We start from the raw sequence: 16,972 nt of genomic DNA on the forward strand, positions 1-16,972 counted from the left end.
GACCCACAATGCGTGTGATACGCATCACACACACGCTGGGTGCGTGGGTTCAGCCCTTGACCAGGGTGGGGTTGCGCACCGGCGAACCCTTGCCGACCGGCGAGATGGGCAGCAGCTTGCGCCCCGTCGGACCCACCTCGATGTCGGTGCCCATGGCCGGGCACACGCCGCAGTCGAAGCAGGGCGTCCAGCGGCAGTCGTCCTGCTCCCGCTCGTCCAGGGCGTCCTGCCAGTCCGCCCACAGCCACTCCTTGTCCAGCCCGGAGTCCAGGTGGTCCCAGGGCAGGACCTCCAGCTCCTCGCGCTCGCGGGTGGTGAACCAGTCCAGGTCCACGCCCAGCGGCTCCAGCTCGACCCGCGCGGCGTCCACCCAGCGCTCGTAGGAGAAGTGCTCGGACCAGCCGTCGAACCGGCCGCCCTCGCGCCACACCCGCTCGACGACCAGCCCGACGCGGCGGTCGCCGCGCGAGAGCAGGCCCTCGATCAGCGACGGCTTGCCGTCGTGGTAGCGCATCCCGATGTTGCGGCCCAGGCTCCGGTCGGAGTTGACCGCCTCGCGCAGCTTGCGCAGCCTGCTGTCCACGGTGTCCGGGTCGCACTGCCCGGCCCACTGGAACGGCGTGTGCGGCTTGGGCACGAACCCGCCGATGGAGATGGTGCAGCGGATGTCCTTGCGCCCGCTGACCTCCCGGCCCGCGCGGATGACGTTCTTGGCCATCTCGGCGATCTGCAGCACGTCGTCGTCGGTCTCGGTGGGCAGGCCGCACATGAAGTACAGCTTCACCTGCCGCCAGCCCGCGGCGAACGCGGCGCTGACCGTCCGGATCAGGTCCTCCTCGGACACCATCTTGTTGATCACGCGCCGGATGCGCTCGCTGCCGCCCTCGGGCGCGAAGGTCAGGCCGGAGCGGCGGCCGTTGCGCGACAGCTCGTTGGCCAGGTCGATGTTGAACGCGTCGACCCGCGTGCTGGGCAGCGACAGGCTGGTGTTGGTGCCCTCGTAGCGGTCGGCCAGGCCCTTGGTGATCTCGGCGATCTCCGAGTGGTCCGCGCTGGACAGCGACAGCAGGCCGACCTCCTCGAAACCGGTCGCCTCCAGGCCGCGCTGCACCATCGCGCCGATGCCCTCGATGGAGCGCTCCCGCACCGGGCGGGTGATCATGCCCGCCTGGCAGAACCGGCAGCCCCTGGTGCAGCCGCGGAAGATCTCCACGCTCATCCGCTCGTGCACGCTCTCGGCCAGCGGCACCAGCGGTTGCTTCGGGTACGGCCAGGCGTCCAGGTCCATCGTGGTGCGCTTGAACACCCGGTAGGGCACCCGCTCGCGGTTGGGCACCACGCGCTGGATGCGGCCGTCGGGCAGGTACTCCACGTCGTAGAAGCGCGGCACGTACACGCCGCCGGTCTCGGCCAGGCGGGTCAGCAGCTCGTCGCGCCCGCCGGGGCGGCCCTCGGCCTTCCAGGCGCGGACGATGTCGGTGATCTCCAGGACGGCTTCCTCGCCGTCGCCCAGCACCGCGGCGTCGATGAACGGCGCGATCGGTTCCGGGTTGAACGCGGCGTGCCCACCGGCCACCACCACCGGGTGGTCGTCGGTGCGGTCGGCGGCGTGGATCGGGATGCCGCCCAGGTCCAGCGCGGTGAGCAGGTTGGTGTAGCCCAGCTCGGTGGCGAAGCTGACGCCGAGCAGGTCGAACGCACCCACCGGCCGGTGCGCGTCCACGGTGAACTGCGGGACGCCGTGCTCGCGCATCAGCGCTTCCAGGTCCGGCCAGACCGCGTAGGTCCGCTCGGCCAGCACGTCCGGCTGCTCGTTGAGGACCTCGTACAGGATCATGACGCCCTGGTTGGGCAGCCCGACCTCGTAGGCGTCCGGGTACATCAGGGCCCACCGCACGTTGGCGGAGTCCCAATCCTTGACGGTCGCGTTCAGCTCCCCGCCGACGTACTGCACGGGCTTGGACACCCTCGGCAGCAGGGGTTCCAACGCGGGGAAGACGGACTCGACGCTCACGGCTCCAGGGTAACGACTCCCCCGGTGGTCGGCTCAGGCGGTGAGCAGGCGGCCCAGCCTGCGCGCCGCCACGGCCACGCCGAGCGCCGCCATCACCGCGAAGTAGCCGACGTGGCCGAGCAGCCCCCACCCGACGTGCCCGGTGGTCAGCGCCCTGGTCAGCTCGATCGCGTGGTACAGCGGGGTCCACTGGACCACCGCCCGCAGCCACGCCGGGTACACCGACAGCGGGTAGAAGGTGGTCGAGAACAGGAACAGCGGCAGCACCAGCAACTGGACCAGGTCGAAGTCCTGCCACGAGCGCATGAAGGTGGTCGCCGCCATGCCGACCGCGGCGAAGGCCAGCGCGACCAGCAGGCACGCGGGCAGCACCAGCACCGCCCACGGCGACCACACCAGTCCGAACCCGAGCATCACGGCCAGGAAACCCGCCGAGTACAGGCCGCCGCGCAGCAGCGCCCAGCACGCCTCGCCGACCGCGATGTCCACCGGTCCCATCGGCGTGGCCAGCACCGCCTCGTACAGCCGGGCGTACTTGATCTTGAAGAACAGGTTGTAGGTCGCGTCGAAGATCGCGCCGTTCATCGCCGAGGCGGCCAGCAGCGCGGGCGCCACGTAGGCCGGGTAGGGCACGCCGTCGACCGCGCTGACCAGCTGCCCGAACCCGTAGCCCAGGGACAGCAGGAAGAACACCGGCTCGAAGAACCCGGAGACCAGCGACAGCCACGCCCGGCGGTTGACCAGGTAGGCGCGCTCGACCAGCACCCGCGCCCGCCCCGCGTACAGCCCCGGCGGCACCACCCGCAGCAGCAGCCCCGCCCCCGCCGGTCGCTCGACCACCCGCGTCACCGCTACACCGCCAACCTGCGCTGGAAGTACTTCCGACCGAGCAGCACGCCCACCGCGACCAGCGCGGCCAGGTACGCGACGTGGCCCAGCGCGGCGGCCGGGCCCAGCGTGCCGAACGCCGCGCCGCGGGCCAGCTCGACGCCGTGCCACACCGGGGTCAGCCAGGCCAGCGGGTGCAGCCACGCGGGCAGCTGGTCCAGCGGGAAGAACGCGCCCGCGAACAGCATCATCGGCACCAGCACGAACCGGTACAGGCCGTTGAACGCCTCCGGCTTCTCCCGCGTGGCGGTGAACGCGACCACCGGGGCGCTGAACGCCATGCCCGCCAGCACCGCCGCGGGCACCCCCCACACCGCCCCCGCGCTGGTCACCGCGCCCAGCGCGGTCGCCACACCGAGGAACACCACCGCGCCCGACAGCAGCCGCAGCGCGATCCACAGCAGCCTGCCGTAGAGGATCTGCGCGGGGGTGATCGGCGTGGCCACCACGCCCAGGTAGGTCTTCTGCCACTTGAACGCCGAGAACACCGCGTAGGTGGACTCGAACATGGCGTTCTGCACGGCGGTGAGCACCAGCAGCGCCGGAGCCAGGAACACCGCGTACGGGGCCCCGCCGGTGGCCTCTCCCGGCCGCACCTGCGAGCCGAAGCCCAGCCCCATGGCCAGCAGGAACAGCACCGGTTGCAGGAAGTTCGTGATCGCCGTGGCCCGCCAGTTGCGGCGGTACCAGGTCCACTGCGCCTCCACGCCGAGCAGGGCGGCGCGCAGCGGTCCGACGACGCGGGCGGCCATCAGTCGACCAGGGTTCGGCCGGTGAGGCGGAGGAAGACGTCCTCCAGCGTGGAGCGGCGCACCAGGCTCGACACCGGGCGCACGCCCCGCGCGTGCGCGGCGGCCAGCGCGGCGTCGCCGTCGGCGGTGTAGAGCAGCAGCCGGTCGGGCAGCACCTCGACCCGCTCGGCCAGGTCGCGCACCGGTTCCGGGTCCTGCTCGCCCGGCGGGAACCGCAGCTCCAGCACCTCGCGCGTGGAGTAGCGCCGGATGAGCTCGCCCGGTGAGCCCTCCGCGACGATCCGGCCGCCGTCCATCACCACCAGCCGGTCGCACAGCTGTTCCGCTTCGTCCATGTAGTGCGTCGTGATGATCAGCGTGACGCCGGACTGCTTGAGCCGGAACAGCCGGTCCCACAGCAGGTGCCGGGCCTGCGGGTCCAGGCCCGTGGTGGGCTCGTCCAGCAGCAGCAGGTCCGGGTCGTTGACCAGCGAGCGGGCGATGGTCAGCCTGCGCTTCATGCCGCCCGACAGCGGCTCCACCTCGTCGTCGGCGCGCTCGGCGAGCTGGGCGAACTCCAGCAGCTCCACGGCCTTGGCCCGCACGTGCGCGCGGGACAGGCCGAAGTAGCGGCCGTAGACCTCCAGGTTCTGCCGCACGGTCAGCTCGGTGTCCAGGTTGTCCAGCTGCGGCACGACACCGATGCGGGCCCTGATCCGGGGCCCGTCGCGGTCCGGGTCCATGCCCAGCACCCGCAGCTCGCCGCCGGTGCGCGGGGAGGTGCAGGAGACCATGCGCATGGTGGAGGACTTGCCCGCGCCGTTGGCCCCCAGGAAGCCGAACGCCTCGCCGGGGTGGACTTCCACGTCGATGCCCCGCACCGCCTCGAAGGAGCCGAAGGACTTGGTCAGGCCCCTGGCCTCGACGAGCGGCGTGGTCACGATCACGACCCTAGCCGGGGCGGCGCGACGATCCGAAGTGGTTTACGGGCGTGGGCCGGGCGCCTTCCACCTCAGCGGACCAGCGCCTCGACCGCCCGCATCGCGATGTCGACGGAGGCGTGGAGGTCTTCGCGGCCGACCCCGGCCACGGCGTGCACGGCGTGCCCCTCGCCGAGGGCCGCCACGAAACGCGCCAGTGCCCGCGTGTCCACGCCGCTGGGGAGGTCGCCTTCGTCGACCGCGCGGGACAGCCGTGCTTCGAGAGCGGCCTCGCCCTGGGCGCGGCCCTCGGCCAGCACCTGGGAGACGCGGGTGTTCTCCGGCGAGCAGACCAGGCCGCCCTGGACGGACATGCAGCCGGGCGGGTGGTCGCCGCTGGTGAGGGCGTCGATGCTCAGGCGCAGGTAGCTCTCGATGACGGCGCGCGCGGTGGGCTGCTCCAGCGCGACGCGGACGTGCGCCAGCCGGGTTTCCCGGTAGCGGTCGAAGGCGCGCCGGAACAGCTGCTCCTTGCTGCCGAACGTGGCGTACAGGCTCGGCCGGTTGATGCCCATCGCGCTGGTCAGCGCGCTCAGCGAGGTGCCTTCGTAGCCGTGGCGCCAGAAGACCTCGACAGCCCGGTCCAGGACGGTCTCCTCGTCGAAGGCCTTCGGCCGTCCGACGGTGGGCTTCTCAGCGTTCACGACTCCACTCTACCGCTCGGTACAGATGGTGAACCACATCACCAACCGATCGGTACAAAACCTGCTAGCGTTGCCTCGCAACCGATCAGTACAAAAGGAGAGCGACTGTGGGACAGCTCGACGGCAGGACCGCCCTCGTCACCGGCGCCACTTCCGGCATCGGCCTGGCCAGCGCCAAGGCGCTCGCGGCCGAGGGGGCCTTCGTCTTCGTGACCGGCCGCAGGCAGCAGGCGCTGGAGCAGCTCGTCGCGGAGATCGGCGACGCCGCCACCGGCATCCGCGCCGACGTGAGCGACCTCGGGGAACTCGACCGGGTGATGGACACCATCCGGGACAGCGGACGCGGCCTCGACATCCTGTTCGCCAACGCGGGCATCGGCGAGTTCGCGCGGCTGGGCGAGATCACCTGGGAGCACTACACCAGGACGTTCAACACCAACGTGGGCGGCGTCGTGTTCACCGTCCAGAAGGCGCTGCCGCTGCTGTCCGACGGGTCGTCGGTCATCCTGTGCGGCTCCAACATCGACGTGAAGGCCAGCCCGGCGATGAGCGTGTACGCCGCCACCAAGGGCGCCATCCGGTCCTTCACCCGCAGCTGGGCCGCCGAGCTCGCGGACCGCCGCATCCGGGTCAACGCGGTCGGCCCCGGCCCGACCGAAACGCCGGGCCTCAACGGCCTCGCGGCCAACGCCGAAGCCGTCGAGCAGCTGCACGAGGACCTCCGGACCCAGGTCCCCATGAACCGCCTCGGCCGCCCCGAGGAGATCGCCGACGCCGTGGTCTTCCTCGCCTCCGACCGCAGCACCTTCATGACCGGTACCGAGATCTACGTCGACGGTGGGGCCAGCCAGGTCTGACCCCCGACCTCCCGAGGTGGGACCACCTGTGACAACGATCGGGATCATCGGCGCGGGCGAGGTCGGCAGCCAGATCGCCCGCGCCGCGCTGGCCAACGGCTGCGAAGTCGTCATCGCCAACTCGCGGGGCCCCGAGACCCTGGCGGACCTCATCGCCGAACTGGGGCCGCGCGCCCGCGCCGCGCGCGCCGCCGAGGCCGCCGAGGCAGGCGACTTCGCCGTCGTGGCCGTGCCCCTCAAGCTCGTCAACGACATGCCGGTCGACGAGCTCGCGGGCAAGGTCGTCCTGGACACGAACAACTACATGGCCTGGCGCGACGGCCGCTTCGAGGTCGTCGAATCGGGCGAGAAGACGGTGCACGAGCTGCGCCAGGAGCAGCTGCCCGCGTCGAGGGTCGTCAAGGCGTTCACCCACATCCAGGCTCCCCGCATCACCACCGCGGGGCGCCCCCGTGGGGCTCCCGACCGGCTGGCGCTCTCGGCTTCCAGCGACTTCCCCGAAGCCGTCGAGCTGGTGACGCGGCTGTACGACCAGTTCGGTTTCGACACCGTGGACAACAGCCCGCTGAGCGAGTCCTGGCGCACCGCTCCCGGCCAACCCGCCTGGATCGCGCACGCCCACCAGACCCGCGAGGAGCTGATCGCCAACCTGGCCAGAGCGCGACGCCCGCTCTGACGACGACGGCCCGGACCGCTGAGCGGTCCGGGCCGTCGTGGCTGGTCGGCTCAGAGAGCGGGGAACCAGAGCTTGATCTCGCGCTCGGCCGACTCCGGCGAGTCCGACCCGTGCACCAGGTTGAACTGCACCTCCAGGCCGAAGTCGCCGCGGATCGTGCCCGGCGTCGCCTTCTCCACCGGGTCCGTGCCACCGGCCAGCTGGCGGAACGCCGCGATCGCCCGCGGCCCCTCCACCACCGCCGCCACCAGCGGACCACCGGTGATGAACTCGACCAGGTCGTTGTAGAAGCTCTTGCCGTCGTGCTCGGCGTAGTGCTGCTCGGCGGTCGCGCGGTCCACGGTGCGCAGCTCCAGCGCGGCCAGCTTCAGGCCCTTGCGCTCGATGCGGGAGATCACCTCGCCGACCAGTCCACGGCTGACGCCATCGGGCTTGACCAGGACCAGGGTGCGCTCGCTCACGGCCGTCGGTACTCCTTCGGAACAGGGGATGTGGCGCACAAGGGTAGCCGGGGCCGTCGAACCGCTGCCCCCCACGTGGACAGTCGTCGGCGTGTGCAAGTACTACCCGTACCGCCTCGTCGCGCGTGTAACTACTCCCCGCACTGATGGGCGGGTAGTAGTTAACGGCTCTCTCCGACGGGTCGGGTAGTACTTGCACGCGTATGCGGGGCGCTGGTGGTCAGCGCTCCAGGACCACCACCGACCTGGGCGGCACCGTGACCGCGCCGCCGCCGATGCTCGCCCGGCGGGCGTCCGCGCTCAGCTCGTGAGCCCGCCACTCCCCTGCCGCCGCCACGGTCTTCTCCACCGGGAACGGGTTGATCACGACCAGGACGCCGCCCCGCGCCGGGTCCACGTCCGGGCCCACCGTGTCGTCCAGGTGCGCCACCACCAGACCCGCCTCGGCCACCGGGAACGACAGCTTGGCCTGCACCAGGTCCGCGTCGTTGAGCGTGAACAGCGGCGACGAGCGCCTGATCCGCAGCAGCTCCAGGGTGTCGGCCAGCGCGGCGCGCAGGTGCTCGCCCGACGGCTTCAGCGCCGGGTCGGCCAGCAGCGGCGCGGCGAACGGCCACTTGTCCCGGTTGTCGGCGGCGGGCGGCAGGCCCCGGCCGAAGCCGTTGTCGCGCAACGACGGGTCGTAGCGGTTGAACCAGTCGCCCGAGTCGTAGCTGTTGCGGTCCAGCGACTTCGACCGCATGAACTCGCTGCCCGCGTGCAGGAGCGGCTGCCCCTGCCCGAGCAGCACCGGGGCCAGCGCGACCTTCTGCATCCGCACCCGGTCGGCCATCGACGTGCCCACCGGCAGCTTGTAGGTCTGCGCGTCGAACAGGGTCTCGTTGTCGTGGGCGTCGACGTAGGTGATCACGTCGGCGGGCCCGCCCGCGTAGCCGGCCGGGGAGCCGTTGTACCGCACGTCCCCGCCCGTGACGACGCCGCCTGCGGTGGACTGGAACCGGTAGGCGGCCATGTTCCCGGCCATGCCGAGCTTCACCAGGTCGCTGTGGTTGGCCAGCCGGGCCGCCACGTCGCCGTTGGCGGGCGTGCCGTTGAGGTCGCCCGCCAGACCGGAGCCCAGGCCCTGCACGCGCGGGTCCTCGTCGAACGGGCCGCCGCCGCGCACCGCGTCGCGCAGGCGGTCGCTGAACGTGCCGATGCCGGTGCCCGCCATGTTCGCCTGCGTCGCCTGGACGAACCGGGCGTTGCCCGCGACCTCGCCGAAGTCCCAGCCCTCGCCGTAAACGCGGATCTTGCGCCCGTCCACGCCGTCCCGCTCCACGGTCAGCGCGTCCAGCGCCGCCCGCACGGCGAGGATGTTGGCCTTGGGGTGGTGGCCCATCAGGTCGAACCGGAAACCGTCCACTTTGTACGTCCGCGCCCAGCGCACCACCGAATCCACGACGAGCTTGCCCATCATGGCGTTCTCGGGCGCGGTGTTGGCGCAGCACGTGGAGTTCGCGATGGCGCCGTCGGCGTCGAGCCGGTGGTAGTAGCCCGGCACGACCTTGTCCAGCACGGAGGTCGCCGCGTCACCGGCCGCCGCGGTGTGGTTGTAGACCACGTCCACGACCACGCGGTTTCCGTTGTCGTGCAACGCCTTCACCATCTCGCGGTACTGCTTGTTGCGCGCCCACCCGGTCTGCGCGTCCTCGGTGGCGTAGGAGCCCTCGGGCACGTCGTAGTGGAACGGGTCGTAGCCCCAGTTGAAGCCGTCCTGCCCCGCGACGGCCGTCACGCACTCCTGCTGGGCGGGCGAGTCGGCGGGCAGCGACGGCAGGTCGCACGCCGGGGTGCGCTGGTCGGCGCGCCGCTCGGGGATGGTGGCGATGTCGAACGTCGGCAGCAGGTGCACGGTGTCCAGCCCCGCCGACGCCAGCGAGCGCAGGTGCGCCATGCCGGTGGAGTCCCGGTGCGTGAACGCGCGGTAGGTGCCGCGATCGGCCTCGGGCACGGACGTGTCGCCGATGGAGAAGTCCCGCACGTGCAGCTCGGTGATGCCGTGCTCGGTCGGGTTCGCGCCCAAGCCCGTGGCGACGTGCTGCCGCCAGTCCGCGGGCATCGTACGGCTGTCGGAGAGGTCCGCGAACTGCGAGTGGGTCGAGTTCACCGCCAGCGCCACGGAGTACGGGTCGGTGACCACGACCGTGCGGCCCGCCGTGGTGACCTCGTACTGGTAGTAGCGGTCCTTCCACGGCCCCGAGGCCGCCCACGAGCCGGAGGCGTCGTCGCGACGCAGGTCCACCACGCGGGTCGGCTCACCGGCGGGCCGGTCGAACAGCCGCAGCTTCACCGAGGACGCGGTGGGCGCCCACAGCCGCGCGGTGACCTGGTCGCCGCTGAAGGACGGGCCGTAGACCAGCTTCGACGCGGCGGCGGCGAACCGGTCGTCCAGCACGCCCGCGATCTGCACGCCGGTCCGGTGCAGCAGACCACCTCCCGCGTCGACGTGCACGGCGGACAGCGCGCCGCGCAGCGCCTCGTCGACCCGGTCGGTGTCGCGGACCCGGAACACCGGCTTGCCGCGCAGGTGCGGGAAGTTCTCCGGCACCGCCGCCGAGTCCGGGGTCAACCGCAGCACCTTGCCGCCGTACTCCAACCGGTAGCCGTCGGAACGCGCCACCGGCACGTCCCACACCACCAGCTCTCCGGTGACCCAGATGGCCTTGGCCTTGCTCAGGTCGTCGTCCACGGCCGGTCCTCCCGAGGGTGGCAGCACGTAGGAGGCCGCCCCGTCCGGCTTGACCGAGCCCGAGACGTACCAGACCTCGTGGCCGGTGCCGGTGACGTCGAGGAACTGGTCCGGGCCGGGGTCCTTGGCGTCCCCGCGGTGGATGATGTTGCTCAGCCCCGGCGCGCCCGGCGCCAGCGGCACCGACCACAGCACGCCGAACCCGTCGCGGCCGTCCGGCACGCGCGACTGGTTCCAGCCGGGGCTGGGCTCCAGCGACCCGGTCCAGTGGTACAGCGTCCAGTCGGTGTAGTCGCCGTCGGGCCGGTGGTAGTGGATCACCGCGTGGTTCCGCGCCGCCGCCCGCGTCGGGTACGCCTTCGGATCGCCCGGCTTCACCCACGCCTGCCCGGCGGTGCGCCCGGACGCCTCCACGGTGTCCCCGCGCACCACGGAGAAGTCCACCGGGGCGGACGCCGGAACGCGCGCGGTGGAGCCGTCGAACGGGTGGTCCTGCCCGGCCGCGCGCACCGCCAGGCCGGTCGTGTCGCCCTCGTGGTGCACGAGGACCTGCCCGGTGGCCGCCACCTCGCTCGCGTGCACGGCGGGCTGCCCCTGCTCCAGCCACACCTGCGGGGTGGCACGAGGGTCGACGAACCGGTCGGCGGTGGTGTCCTTCTCATCGCCCTTGTGCACGACGATCCCGACCTGCTCGGCTCCCGGCTTCAACTTCACCCACGCGAACCGGCCGTACGCCGTCTCGCCCGCGAACGGCAGCGGCTGCTGCCACGTCGGCTCGCTCGCCACATCGCCCCACACGTGCAGACCCCAGCCGTCGTAGTCGCCCTCGGGCCGGTTGTAGTGCACGACCAGCCAGTCCGGGCTGCGCGTGCCGGGCTGGTCGACCGGCGGCGCGGCGACCAGGGCCACCCGCGCGCCGTCCGCGCCCAGCGCTCCCCCGGAGTCCTTGACCACGACGCGGAACTCGACCTGCTTGCCCACCGCCGCGCCGGGCAGCCGCGCCAGGTCGGCGAACACCCGGTGGGGCGCGGCGTCGTCGGTGCCCAGCACCGTCCACTCGCGGCCGCCCTCGACCTTGGCGGCGAACGTCGCCTGGGCGAACGGCGCGGTGATGCCGTCCGCGCGCAGCTCCACCCGGTCGTCGAGCACGGTTCCGGTCGCGGGCGCGACCAGCGTCGGCGTCGGCGTGGCCGCGCCCAGACGGCCCGTGCCCTCGAACACCAGCGCGGACAGCGGCGGCACGGTCACCCGAGCCTTCCCGTCCGCGCCGCGCGAGACCCGCTCGCCCGCCGAAGGCCACACCTGGCGCAGCGCCGAGGCGCCCACCGGCACGTCGACCGTCGCCGCAGCCGTGCCCGCGTTGGCCACCACGAGGTGCTCCACCCGGTCGCGCGCGGACGTGCGGGTGAACGCCAGCACGTCGCCCTGCGCGTAGCGCAGCTGCTGGTTCCCCTCGCGCCACACCGGGTCCGAGTCGGCGAACTCCGCCAGCGACGCGAGCTGCCGGTACAGCGGGTGGTCGGTGCGGAAGTTGTCCTGCGCGCCCGTGCGGTCGCTGCCCACCAGGTCCTCGGCCGCGTACTCGGGCGTCCTGCTGGCGAACATGTCCTGCCTGGCCGCCTTGTCCCCGCCGCCGCCCGCGAAGCCCTGCTCGTCGCCGTAGTAGACGACGGGGTTGCCGCGCCACAGGTACATCAGCGCGTTGCCCAGCTCCATCCGGTCCAGCAGCTCGGCCTCGGCCACACCGGGCCGGTTCTGCCGGATCATCCACCCGATCCGGCCCATGTCGTGGTTGCCCAGGAAAGTCGGCAGCGACGAGGCGTTGGAGTCGGCGTCGGTGTACCGGTCGTCGCCCAGCAGCACGTCGGCCAGCCGCGACGCGCCGCGACCGGACAGGAACTCCGCCGCGCCGCTCTGGAACGGGAAGTCCAGCGCGGCCTGCATCCGCCCGGTGGTGGTGTACTCGGAGGTGAACGCCGGATCGGCGTCGAAGACCTCGCCGAACACGAAGAAGTCCTTCTTGCCGCGCTGCGCGGCGTACGCCTTCACGTGCGGCGCGAGCGCCTGCCAGAACTCCATGTTCACGTGCTTGACGGTGTCCACGCGGTAGCCGTCGATGCCCAGCGTGTCGATCCAGCTGGTGAAGATCCGCTTCATCCCGGCGACCACGCGCGGGTGCTCGGTCATCAGGTCGTCCAGGCCGGCGAAGTCGCCGTACTCGGTGGACTCGCCGCTGAAGGTCGAATCGCCCCGGTTGTGGTAGAGCGTCGGGTCGTTGAGCCAGTCCGGCGTCTTCCCGGTGGCCTGGTCGACCACCGGCGTGTACGGGAAGGAGGTCTTCGCGTCGAGCTCCGGGAAGTCCCGCTGCCCGGCCACCGCGGCGAGGTCGAACGGCTTGCCGTCGGCGTCGAGGTAGGGCGCGGCACCGGTGCTGACGTAGTCGTGCGCGCCCTCGGCGTAGTCGATGAGGTCGGCGGTGTGGTTGGCGACGATGTCGAAGAAGACCTTGATGCCGCGCCGGTGCGCGTCCTGGATCAGCCGCCGCATCTCGTTGGTGGTGCCGAAGTGCGGGTCGAGCCGGGTGAAGTCGGTGGTCCAGTAGCCGTGGTAGCCGGCCGAGGCGTCCGCGCCGGTGCCCTGCACCCAGCGGTTGCGGAACACGGGGGTCATCCAGATCGCGGTGATCCCCATGCCGTCGAGGTAGTCGAGCTTGTCACGCAGGCCCTTGAGGTCGCCGCCGTGGTAGAAGCCCCGGTCGGTGGGGTCGAAGCCGGTCCTGAGCCGGTCCGGGTCGGTGCTGCCGCCCCGGTCGTTGCGCGGGTCGCCGTTGGTGAACCGGTCGGGCATGACGAAGTAGAACCGCTCGCCCGCCAGGTCGGCGCGCAGCGCGTCCTTGGCCAGCGCGCGGTCGCCGTCGCGGACGCCGGGGGCGAGGTCGGTCACCGCTCCGACGGCGAGCCGTTCGGTGGACGGGGCCGCCCCGGCGGGCGGTGGCAGGAACGGCACAACGGCCATGGCGATGAACGCGGCGACGGCCCGACGCATCGCGCGACCTCCTTGTCGCAAGAACTTGCAGCCCAACCCGGCGCAACACCGGTTCAGGGCACCGAACCACGACAATCCGGGCCGAACAAGCCCTCAAAGACCGCAAATCCTTGCAACTTCTTCCAGAAGCCGCATCTGCAAGTACTACCCGCCCCCTCCTGCATGGCAGCTAACTACCACCAACCCCGGCGAGCAGCAGTTGAGCGTCCGGAGAGGGGCATCGGGTAGTACTTGCAGGCGCGGCGGCGGTTACGCCGAGTGGCGTTGCTCTCACGTTATGCAGCTAGGAAGATGGGGGCTCCAGACCAACGGAGGTCCTGTATGCGAGTCCGGGGATTCCTGCTCACCCTGATGTTGCTGGTCAACCTCTTGGTCACGTTGCCCGCCACGGCGACGGCCACGCCCACCAAGTCCGGCGCGTGGGTGGTCCGCGAGGAACAGCTCAGCGACCGGCTGCTCGAACTGACCGTTCACTCCACCGCCGTGGGCCGGGACGTGGGCGTGCGCCTGCTCCTGCCACCGGACTGGCGCGAGCACCCGCGCCGCGACTGGCCCACGCTGTACCTGCTGCACGGCTGCTGCGACGGCGACACCGGCTACCGGTCATGGACCGACAAGACCGACGTCACCGAGCTGACCTCGCGCACGAACGTGCTGGTGGTGATGCCGGAAGCCGGTCCGACCGGGTTCTACTCGAACTGGCTGTCCGGCCCGAAGTGGGAGACCTTCCACCTCACCGAGCTGCGCGGGCTGCTGGAACGCGAGTACCGCTCCGGCCACCGCCGGGCCGTCGCGGGCCTGTCGATGGGCGGCTTCGGCGCGCTGTCCTACGCCGCGCGGCACCCCGGCTTCTTCCGGGCGGCGGCGTCCTACAGCGGCCTGGTGCACACCACCGCCAACCCGGACGTGGTCGAGTGGGTGCTGAGCACCCTGGGTGACGACCCCGACGCGCTGTGGGGCGACCCGGTCACCCACGCCCGGATCTGGGCCGCGCACAACCCGTACGACCTGGCCAAGCGGCTGCGCGGCATCCCGGTGTACATCTCCAGCGGCAACGGCGAGCCCGGCCCGCTGGACCCGCCGGACGCCGAGTTCGACTCCCTGGAGCAGATCCTCAACGAGCAGTCGGCGGCCGTGGTCGACCGCCTGCGCGCCGAGCACGTCCGGGTCCACGCGGATCTTTACGGGCCGGGCAGGCACATCTGGCCCTACTGGGAACGCGCCCTGCACCGGTCGCTGCCGATGCTGGTGGGCGCGATCACCTGACCAGCCCCGCCATCCGCACCGGCAAGTACTACCCGCCCCACCAGAACGGGCCGCTAACTACTACCCGTCCACCGGGGCGGGTAGTAGTTATGCGCCCCTCGGGGCTCTACGGGTAGTACTTGCCGACGCGGCGGGAGATCACCTGGCCGGGCGGAGCGTCTTCGACCACAGCGAAACGCCCGCGCTGTCGCGCAGCCACACCGTCAGCTCCCCGCTGCGGCCGTCCACCTCCACCTCGCCGAAGTGCTGGAACCCCTCCAGCGGCGAGGTGTTCGCCGCCGGAGGGGCGTGCACGAACACCGCCTCCGGGCCGAACGTCGGGTCCAGCGCGTTGGGCCCGAACGCGCCCGCGTGCAGCGGACCGGACACGAACTCCCAGAACGGGTCGAAGTCCTGCACCGCCGCGCGCTGCGGCGAGTAGTGGTGGGCCGCGGTGTAGTGCACGTCCGCAGTCAGCCACACGGTGTTGCGCACCTTGCGCCGCTGGATCTCCCGCAGCACCCACGCCAGCTCGTGCTCACGCCCGCCCGGCGCGCCCGGCAGCCCGTTGGCCACGCCCTCGATGTCCGCGCCGTCCGGCACGGTCAGGCCGATGGGCAGGTCCGCGGCGATGACCTTCCACGTCGCCCGGCTGCGCTGCAGCGACTCGACCAGCCAGCGGGCCTGCCGCTCCCCCAGCACGCGGCCGACGCCGTCGCGCGGCGAGGTGTTGGCGTCCTTGTACGAGCGCATGTCCAGGATGAAGACCTCGACGTGCGGGCCGTAGGAGAACTTGCGGTACACCCGGCCGTCCACGGCGCGGGCCGGGTCGACCGGCTGCCACTCGTGGAAGGCCCGGAACGCCCGCGCAGCCAGCACGTCCACCCGCTTCTCGGTGTACTGCGGCAGGTCCAGGATCTCGCCGGGGTACCAGTTGTTGGTCACCTCGTGGTCGTCCCACTGCACGAACGCGGGCACCGAGGCGGCGAACTCGCGGAACTTCGGGTCCAGCAGGTTGTAGGCGAACTGGCCGCGGTACTCGTCCAGGGTCTCGGCGACCTTGAGCTTCTCCGGCGTGACGACGTTGCGCCACACCCGCCCGTCGGGCAGCGTCACCTTCTCCTGCATCGGCCCGTCCGCGTAGACGGTGTCCCCGCTGTGGATGAAGAAATCGGGCCTGCGCGCGGCCATCGTGCCGAAGATCGGCATCCCGCCCAGGTCGGGGTTGCTGCCCCAGCCCTGCCCCGCGACGTCACCGGACCAGGTGAACCGCACGGTCTCGCGGCCCAGCGGCGCGGTGCGGAAGCTGCCCACCACTGCCTCGCTGCGGGTGCGGCCGTCCAGGTCCTCGGCGACCACCCGGTAGTGCACCCGGCGGCCCGGCGGCAGGCCGCGCAGCCGCAACTTGCCGGTGCCGCCCGTCTCCGGCGTCAGCAGCGGCCCGCGCAGCTTGCGCGCGCCGCGGAACGACGGGTCGGCGGAGACCTCGACCAGCATCCGCGACGGCCGGTCCGCCCGCGTCCACACCAGGGCACCGTCGGAGGCCACGTCGCCGGACTGCACGCCGTGGGTCAGCACCGGCCGGTTGCCGTGCGCCAGCGCGACACCCGCGGGCAGCAGCGCCGCAGCCGTGCCGATCGTCCCGGCGCGCAGCAGCGTCCGCCGGTTCACCACACCTTCGCTCATGCCCGGTTTCTAACCGGCACGGACTAACTGCGGGTGAACGGCCGCCACCGACCGGGCGACCAACCTCCGGCCAACCGACTGAGGATCAGACCAGGCCCGCTTCGTGGGCGAGGATCGCGGCCTGCACGCGGTTGGCCAGGTCCAGGCGGGTGAGGATGGTGCTCACGTGGCCTTTGACGGTGCCCTCCACGAGGTTGAGACGGGTCGCGATCTGGGCGTTGGACAGTCCCGCCGCGAGCAGCGACAGGACTTCCCGCTCGCGCGGGGTCAGCATGTCGGTCCTGGCCCGCGCGGTGGTGGCGCGGGTCAAGGCGCCCGCGCGGAGCTGGCCGATCACCCGTGCCGCCGCTTTCGGCGCCAGGTAGGCGCCGCCGCCCGCCACCGCGTGGACGCCCGCCACCAGTTCGCGCGGGTCGCCGGACTTGAGCAGGAAGCCCGCCGCCCCGCCGTCGAGGGCTCTCGCCAGGTACTCGTCGTCGCCGAACGTGGTCAGGATCGCCACCGCCGCCGAAGGGGCCACCGCGGCGATCTCGACGGCGGCGGCCAGGCCGTCCAGCACGGGCATCCGGATGTCGAGCAGCACCACGTCCGGCCGGTGCGCGATGGCCAGGTCCACGGCTTCCCTGCCGTTCACCGCCTCGGCCACCACGGTGATGTCCGGGTCGGTGGCGAGGATGGTCCGCACCCCGGCCCGGATCATGGCCTCGTCGTCGGCGAGCAGTACCCGGATCACGACTCCCCCGTGTGCGGCAGTGTGGCGGTGACCCGGAACGCGCCGTCGTCCTGGTCGACCTCGAACGTCCCGCCGATCAGCCGCACCCGTTCCCGCAACGCGGTCAGGCCCGCCCGTGCGCCCGCACCGCGCCGTGCGCCCGGCCGCACCGCGTTGGTCACGGCCACCGTCGTCGCGTTCCCCGTGTTCGCCACCCGGACCCGCACGGCCGCGCCGGGGGCGTGCTTGGTCGCGTTGGTCAGCGCTTCCCGGACGACCCGGTGGGCGGTCAGCCCGGTCAA

Annotated in this window: 13 protein-coding genes; 3 read left to right on the top strand and 10 right to left on the bottom strand. The window is 72.0% G+C overall.

Translation table 11 applies throughout. The features are described from left to right. Positions 1–49 precede the first annotated feature (49 nt). From IEZ00_RS06405 to IEZ00_RS06425, 5 genes are all read right to left on the bottom strand, one after another. Positions 50–2,014: a TIGR03960 family B12-binding radical SAM protein gene (locus IEZ00_RS06405; protein WP_189222116.1), complete on the bottom strand. Its 1,965-nt coding sequence runs from the start codon at positions 2,012–2,014 to the stop codon at positions 50–52. A gap of 33 nt (positions 2,015–2,047) precedes the next feature. Beyond that, positions 2,048–2,854 (bottom strand): ABC transporter permease, encoded by an 807-nt coding sequence (locus tag IEZ00_RS06410; RefSeq protein ID WP_189222117.1) that lies wholly within the window; start codon positions 2,852–2,854, stop codon positions 2,048–2,050. Between the two features lie 11 nt (positions 2,855–2,865). Beyond that, positions 2,866–3,654, bottom strand: coding sequence for an ABC transporter permease (locus tag IEZ00_RS06415; protein ID WP_189222118.1), 789 nt, complete (start codon positions 3,652–3,654; stop codon positions 2,866–2,868). Beyond that, positions 3,654–4,574: an ABC transporter ATP-binding protein gene (locus tag IEZ00_RS06420; RefSeq protein WP_189222119.1), complete on the bottom strand. Its 921-nt coding sequence runs from the start codon at positions 4,572–4,574 to the stop codon at positions 3,654–3,656. The genes IEZ00_RS06415 and IEZ00_RS06420 overlap by 1 nt, the downstream gene beginning before the upstream one ends. Before the next feature lie 71 nt (positions 4,575–4,645). Beyond that, positions 4,646–5,257, bottom strand: a complete 612-nt coding sequence (locus IEZ00_RS06425; RefSeq protein ID WP_189222120.1) for a TetR/AcrR family transcriptional regulator — start codon at positions 5,255–5,257, stop codon at positions 4,646–4,648. Between the two features lie 107 nt (positions 5,258–5,364). Here IEZ00_RS06425 and IEZ00_RS06430 point away from each other — a divergent pair, with 107 nt between their 5' ends. After that, on the top strand, positions 5,365–6,114 hold the full coding sequence (locus tag IEZ00_RS06430; RefSeq protein ID WP_189222121.1) for an SDR family NAD(P)-dependent oxidoreductase: 750 nt from the start codon (positions 5,365–5,367) through the stop codon (positions 6,112–6,114). A gap of 28 nt (positions 6,115–6,142) precedes the next feature. Continuing rightward, positions 6,143–6,790: an NADPH-dependent F420 reductase gene (locus tag IEZ00_RS06435; protein ID WP_189222122.1), complete on the top strand. Its 648-nt coding sequence runs from the start codon at positions 6,143–6,145 to the stop codon at positions 6,788–6,790. 50 nt (positions 6,791–6,840) lie between these two features. Here the strand turns inward: IEZ00_RS06435 and ndk are convergent, their stop codons facing one another. Next, entirely contained in the window at positions 6,841–7,251 is a 411-nt protein-coding gene (gene ndk, locus IEZ00_RS06440; RefSeq protein ID WP_189222123.1) for a nucleoside-diphosphate kinase, read from the bottom strand. A gap of 220 nt (positions 7,252–7,471) precedes the next feature. Next, positions 7,472–13,027 (bottom strand): pullulanase-type alpha-1,6-glucosidase, encoded by a 5,556-nt coding sequence (pulA, locus tag IEZ00_RS06445; protein WP_189222124.1) that lies wholly within the window; start codon positions 13,025–13,027, stop codon positions 7,472–7,474. A 321-nt stretch (positions 13,028–13,348) separates the two neighbouring features. On the opposite strand from pulA, the gene IEZ00_RS06450 reads away from it, so the two are divergent. Next, positions 13,349–14,293 (top strand): alpha/beta hydrolase, encoded by a 945-nt coding sequence (locus tag IEZ00_RS06450; protein ID WP_229795162.1) that lies wholly within the window; start codon positions 13,349–13,351, stop codon positions 14,291–14,293. 138 nt (positions 14,294–14,431) lie between these two features. On the opposite strand, the gene IEZ00_RS06455 is transcribed toward IEZ00_RS06450, so the two are convergent. From IEZ00_RS06455 to IEZ00_RS36305, 3 genes are all read right to left on the bottom strand, one after another. Next, entirely contained in the window at positions 14,432–15,958 is a 1,527-nt protein-coding gene (locus IEZ00_RS06455) for an alkaline phosphatase D family protein (RefSeq protein ID WP_189222126.1), read from the bottom strand. An 85-nt stretch (positions 15,959–16,043) separates the two neighbouring features. After that, positions 16,044–16,691: a response regulator gene (locus IEZ00_RS06460; RefSeq protein ID WP_189222127.1), complete on the bottom strand. Its 648-nt coding sequence runs from the start codon at positions 16,689–16,691 to the stop codon at positions 16,044–16,046. Continuing rightward, a partial coding sequence (locus IEZ00_RS36305) for an ATP-binding protein (RefSeq protein ID WP_373293072.1) occupies positions 16,688–16,972 on the bottom strand: 285 nt, incomplete at its 5' end. The genes IEZ00_RS36305 and IEZ00_RS06460, both read right to left, overlap by 4 nt.

Origin of the sequence: Saccharothrix coeruleofusca, from assembly GCF_014648515.1 — a bacterium.
Lineage (GTDB): Bacteria > Actinomycetota > Actinomycetes > Mycobacteriales > Pseudonocardiaceae > Actinosynnema > Actinosynnema coeruleofuscum.

What these genes read in the sequence shown, in the direction of transcription:
- IEZ00_RS06455 (WP_189222126.1), bottom strand. Translation starts at nt 15,958, where the DNA reads ATGAGCGAAGGTGTGGTGAACCGGCGGACGCTGCTGCGCGCCGGGACG.
- pulA (WP_189222124.1), bottom strand. Translation starts at nt 13,027, where the DNA reads ATGCGTCGGGCCGTCGCCGCGTTCATCGCCATGGCCGTTGTGCCGTTC.
- IEZ00_RS06450 (WP_229795162.1), top strand. Translation starts at nt 13,349, where the DNA reads ATGCGAGTCCGGGGATTCCTGCTCACCCTGATGTTGCTGGTCAACCTC.
- IEZ00_RS06415 (WP_189222118.1), bottom strand. Translation starts at nt 3,654, where the DNA reads ATGGCCGCCCGCGTCGTCGGACCGCTGCGCGCCGCCCTGCTCGGCGTG.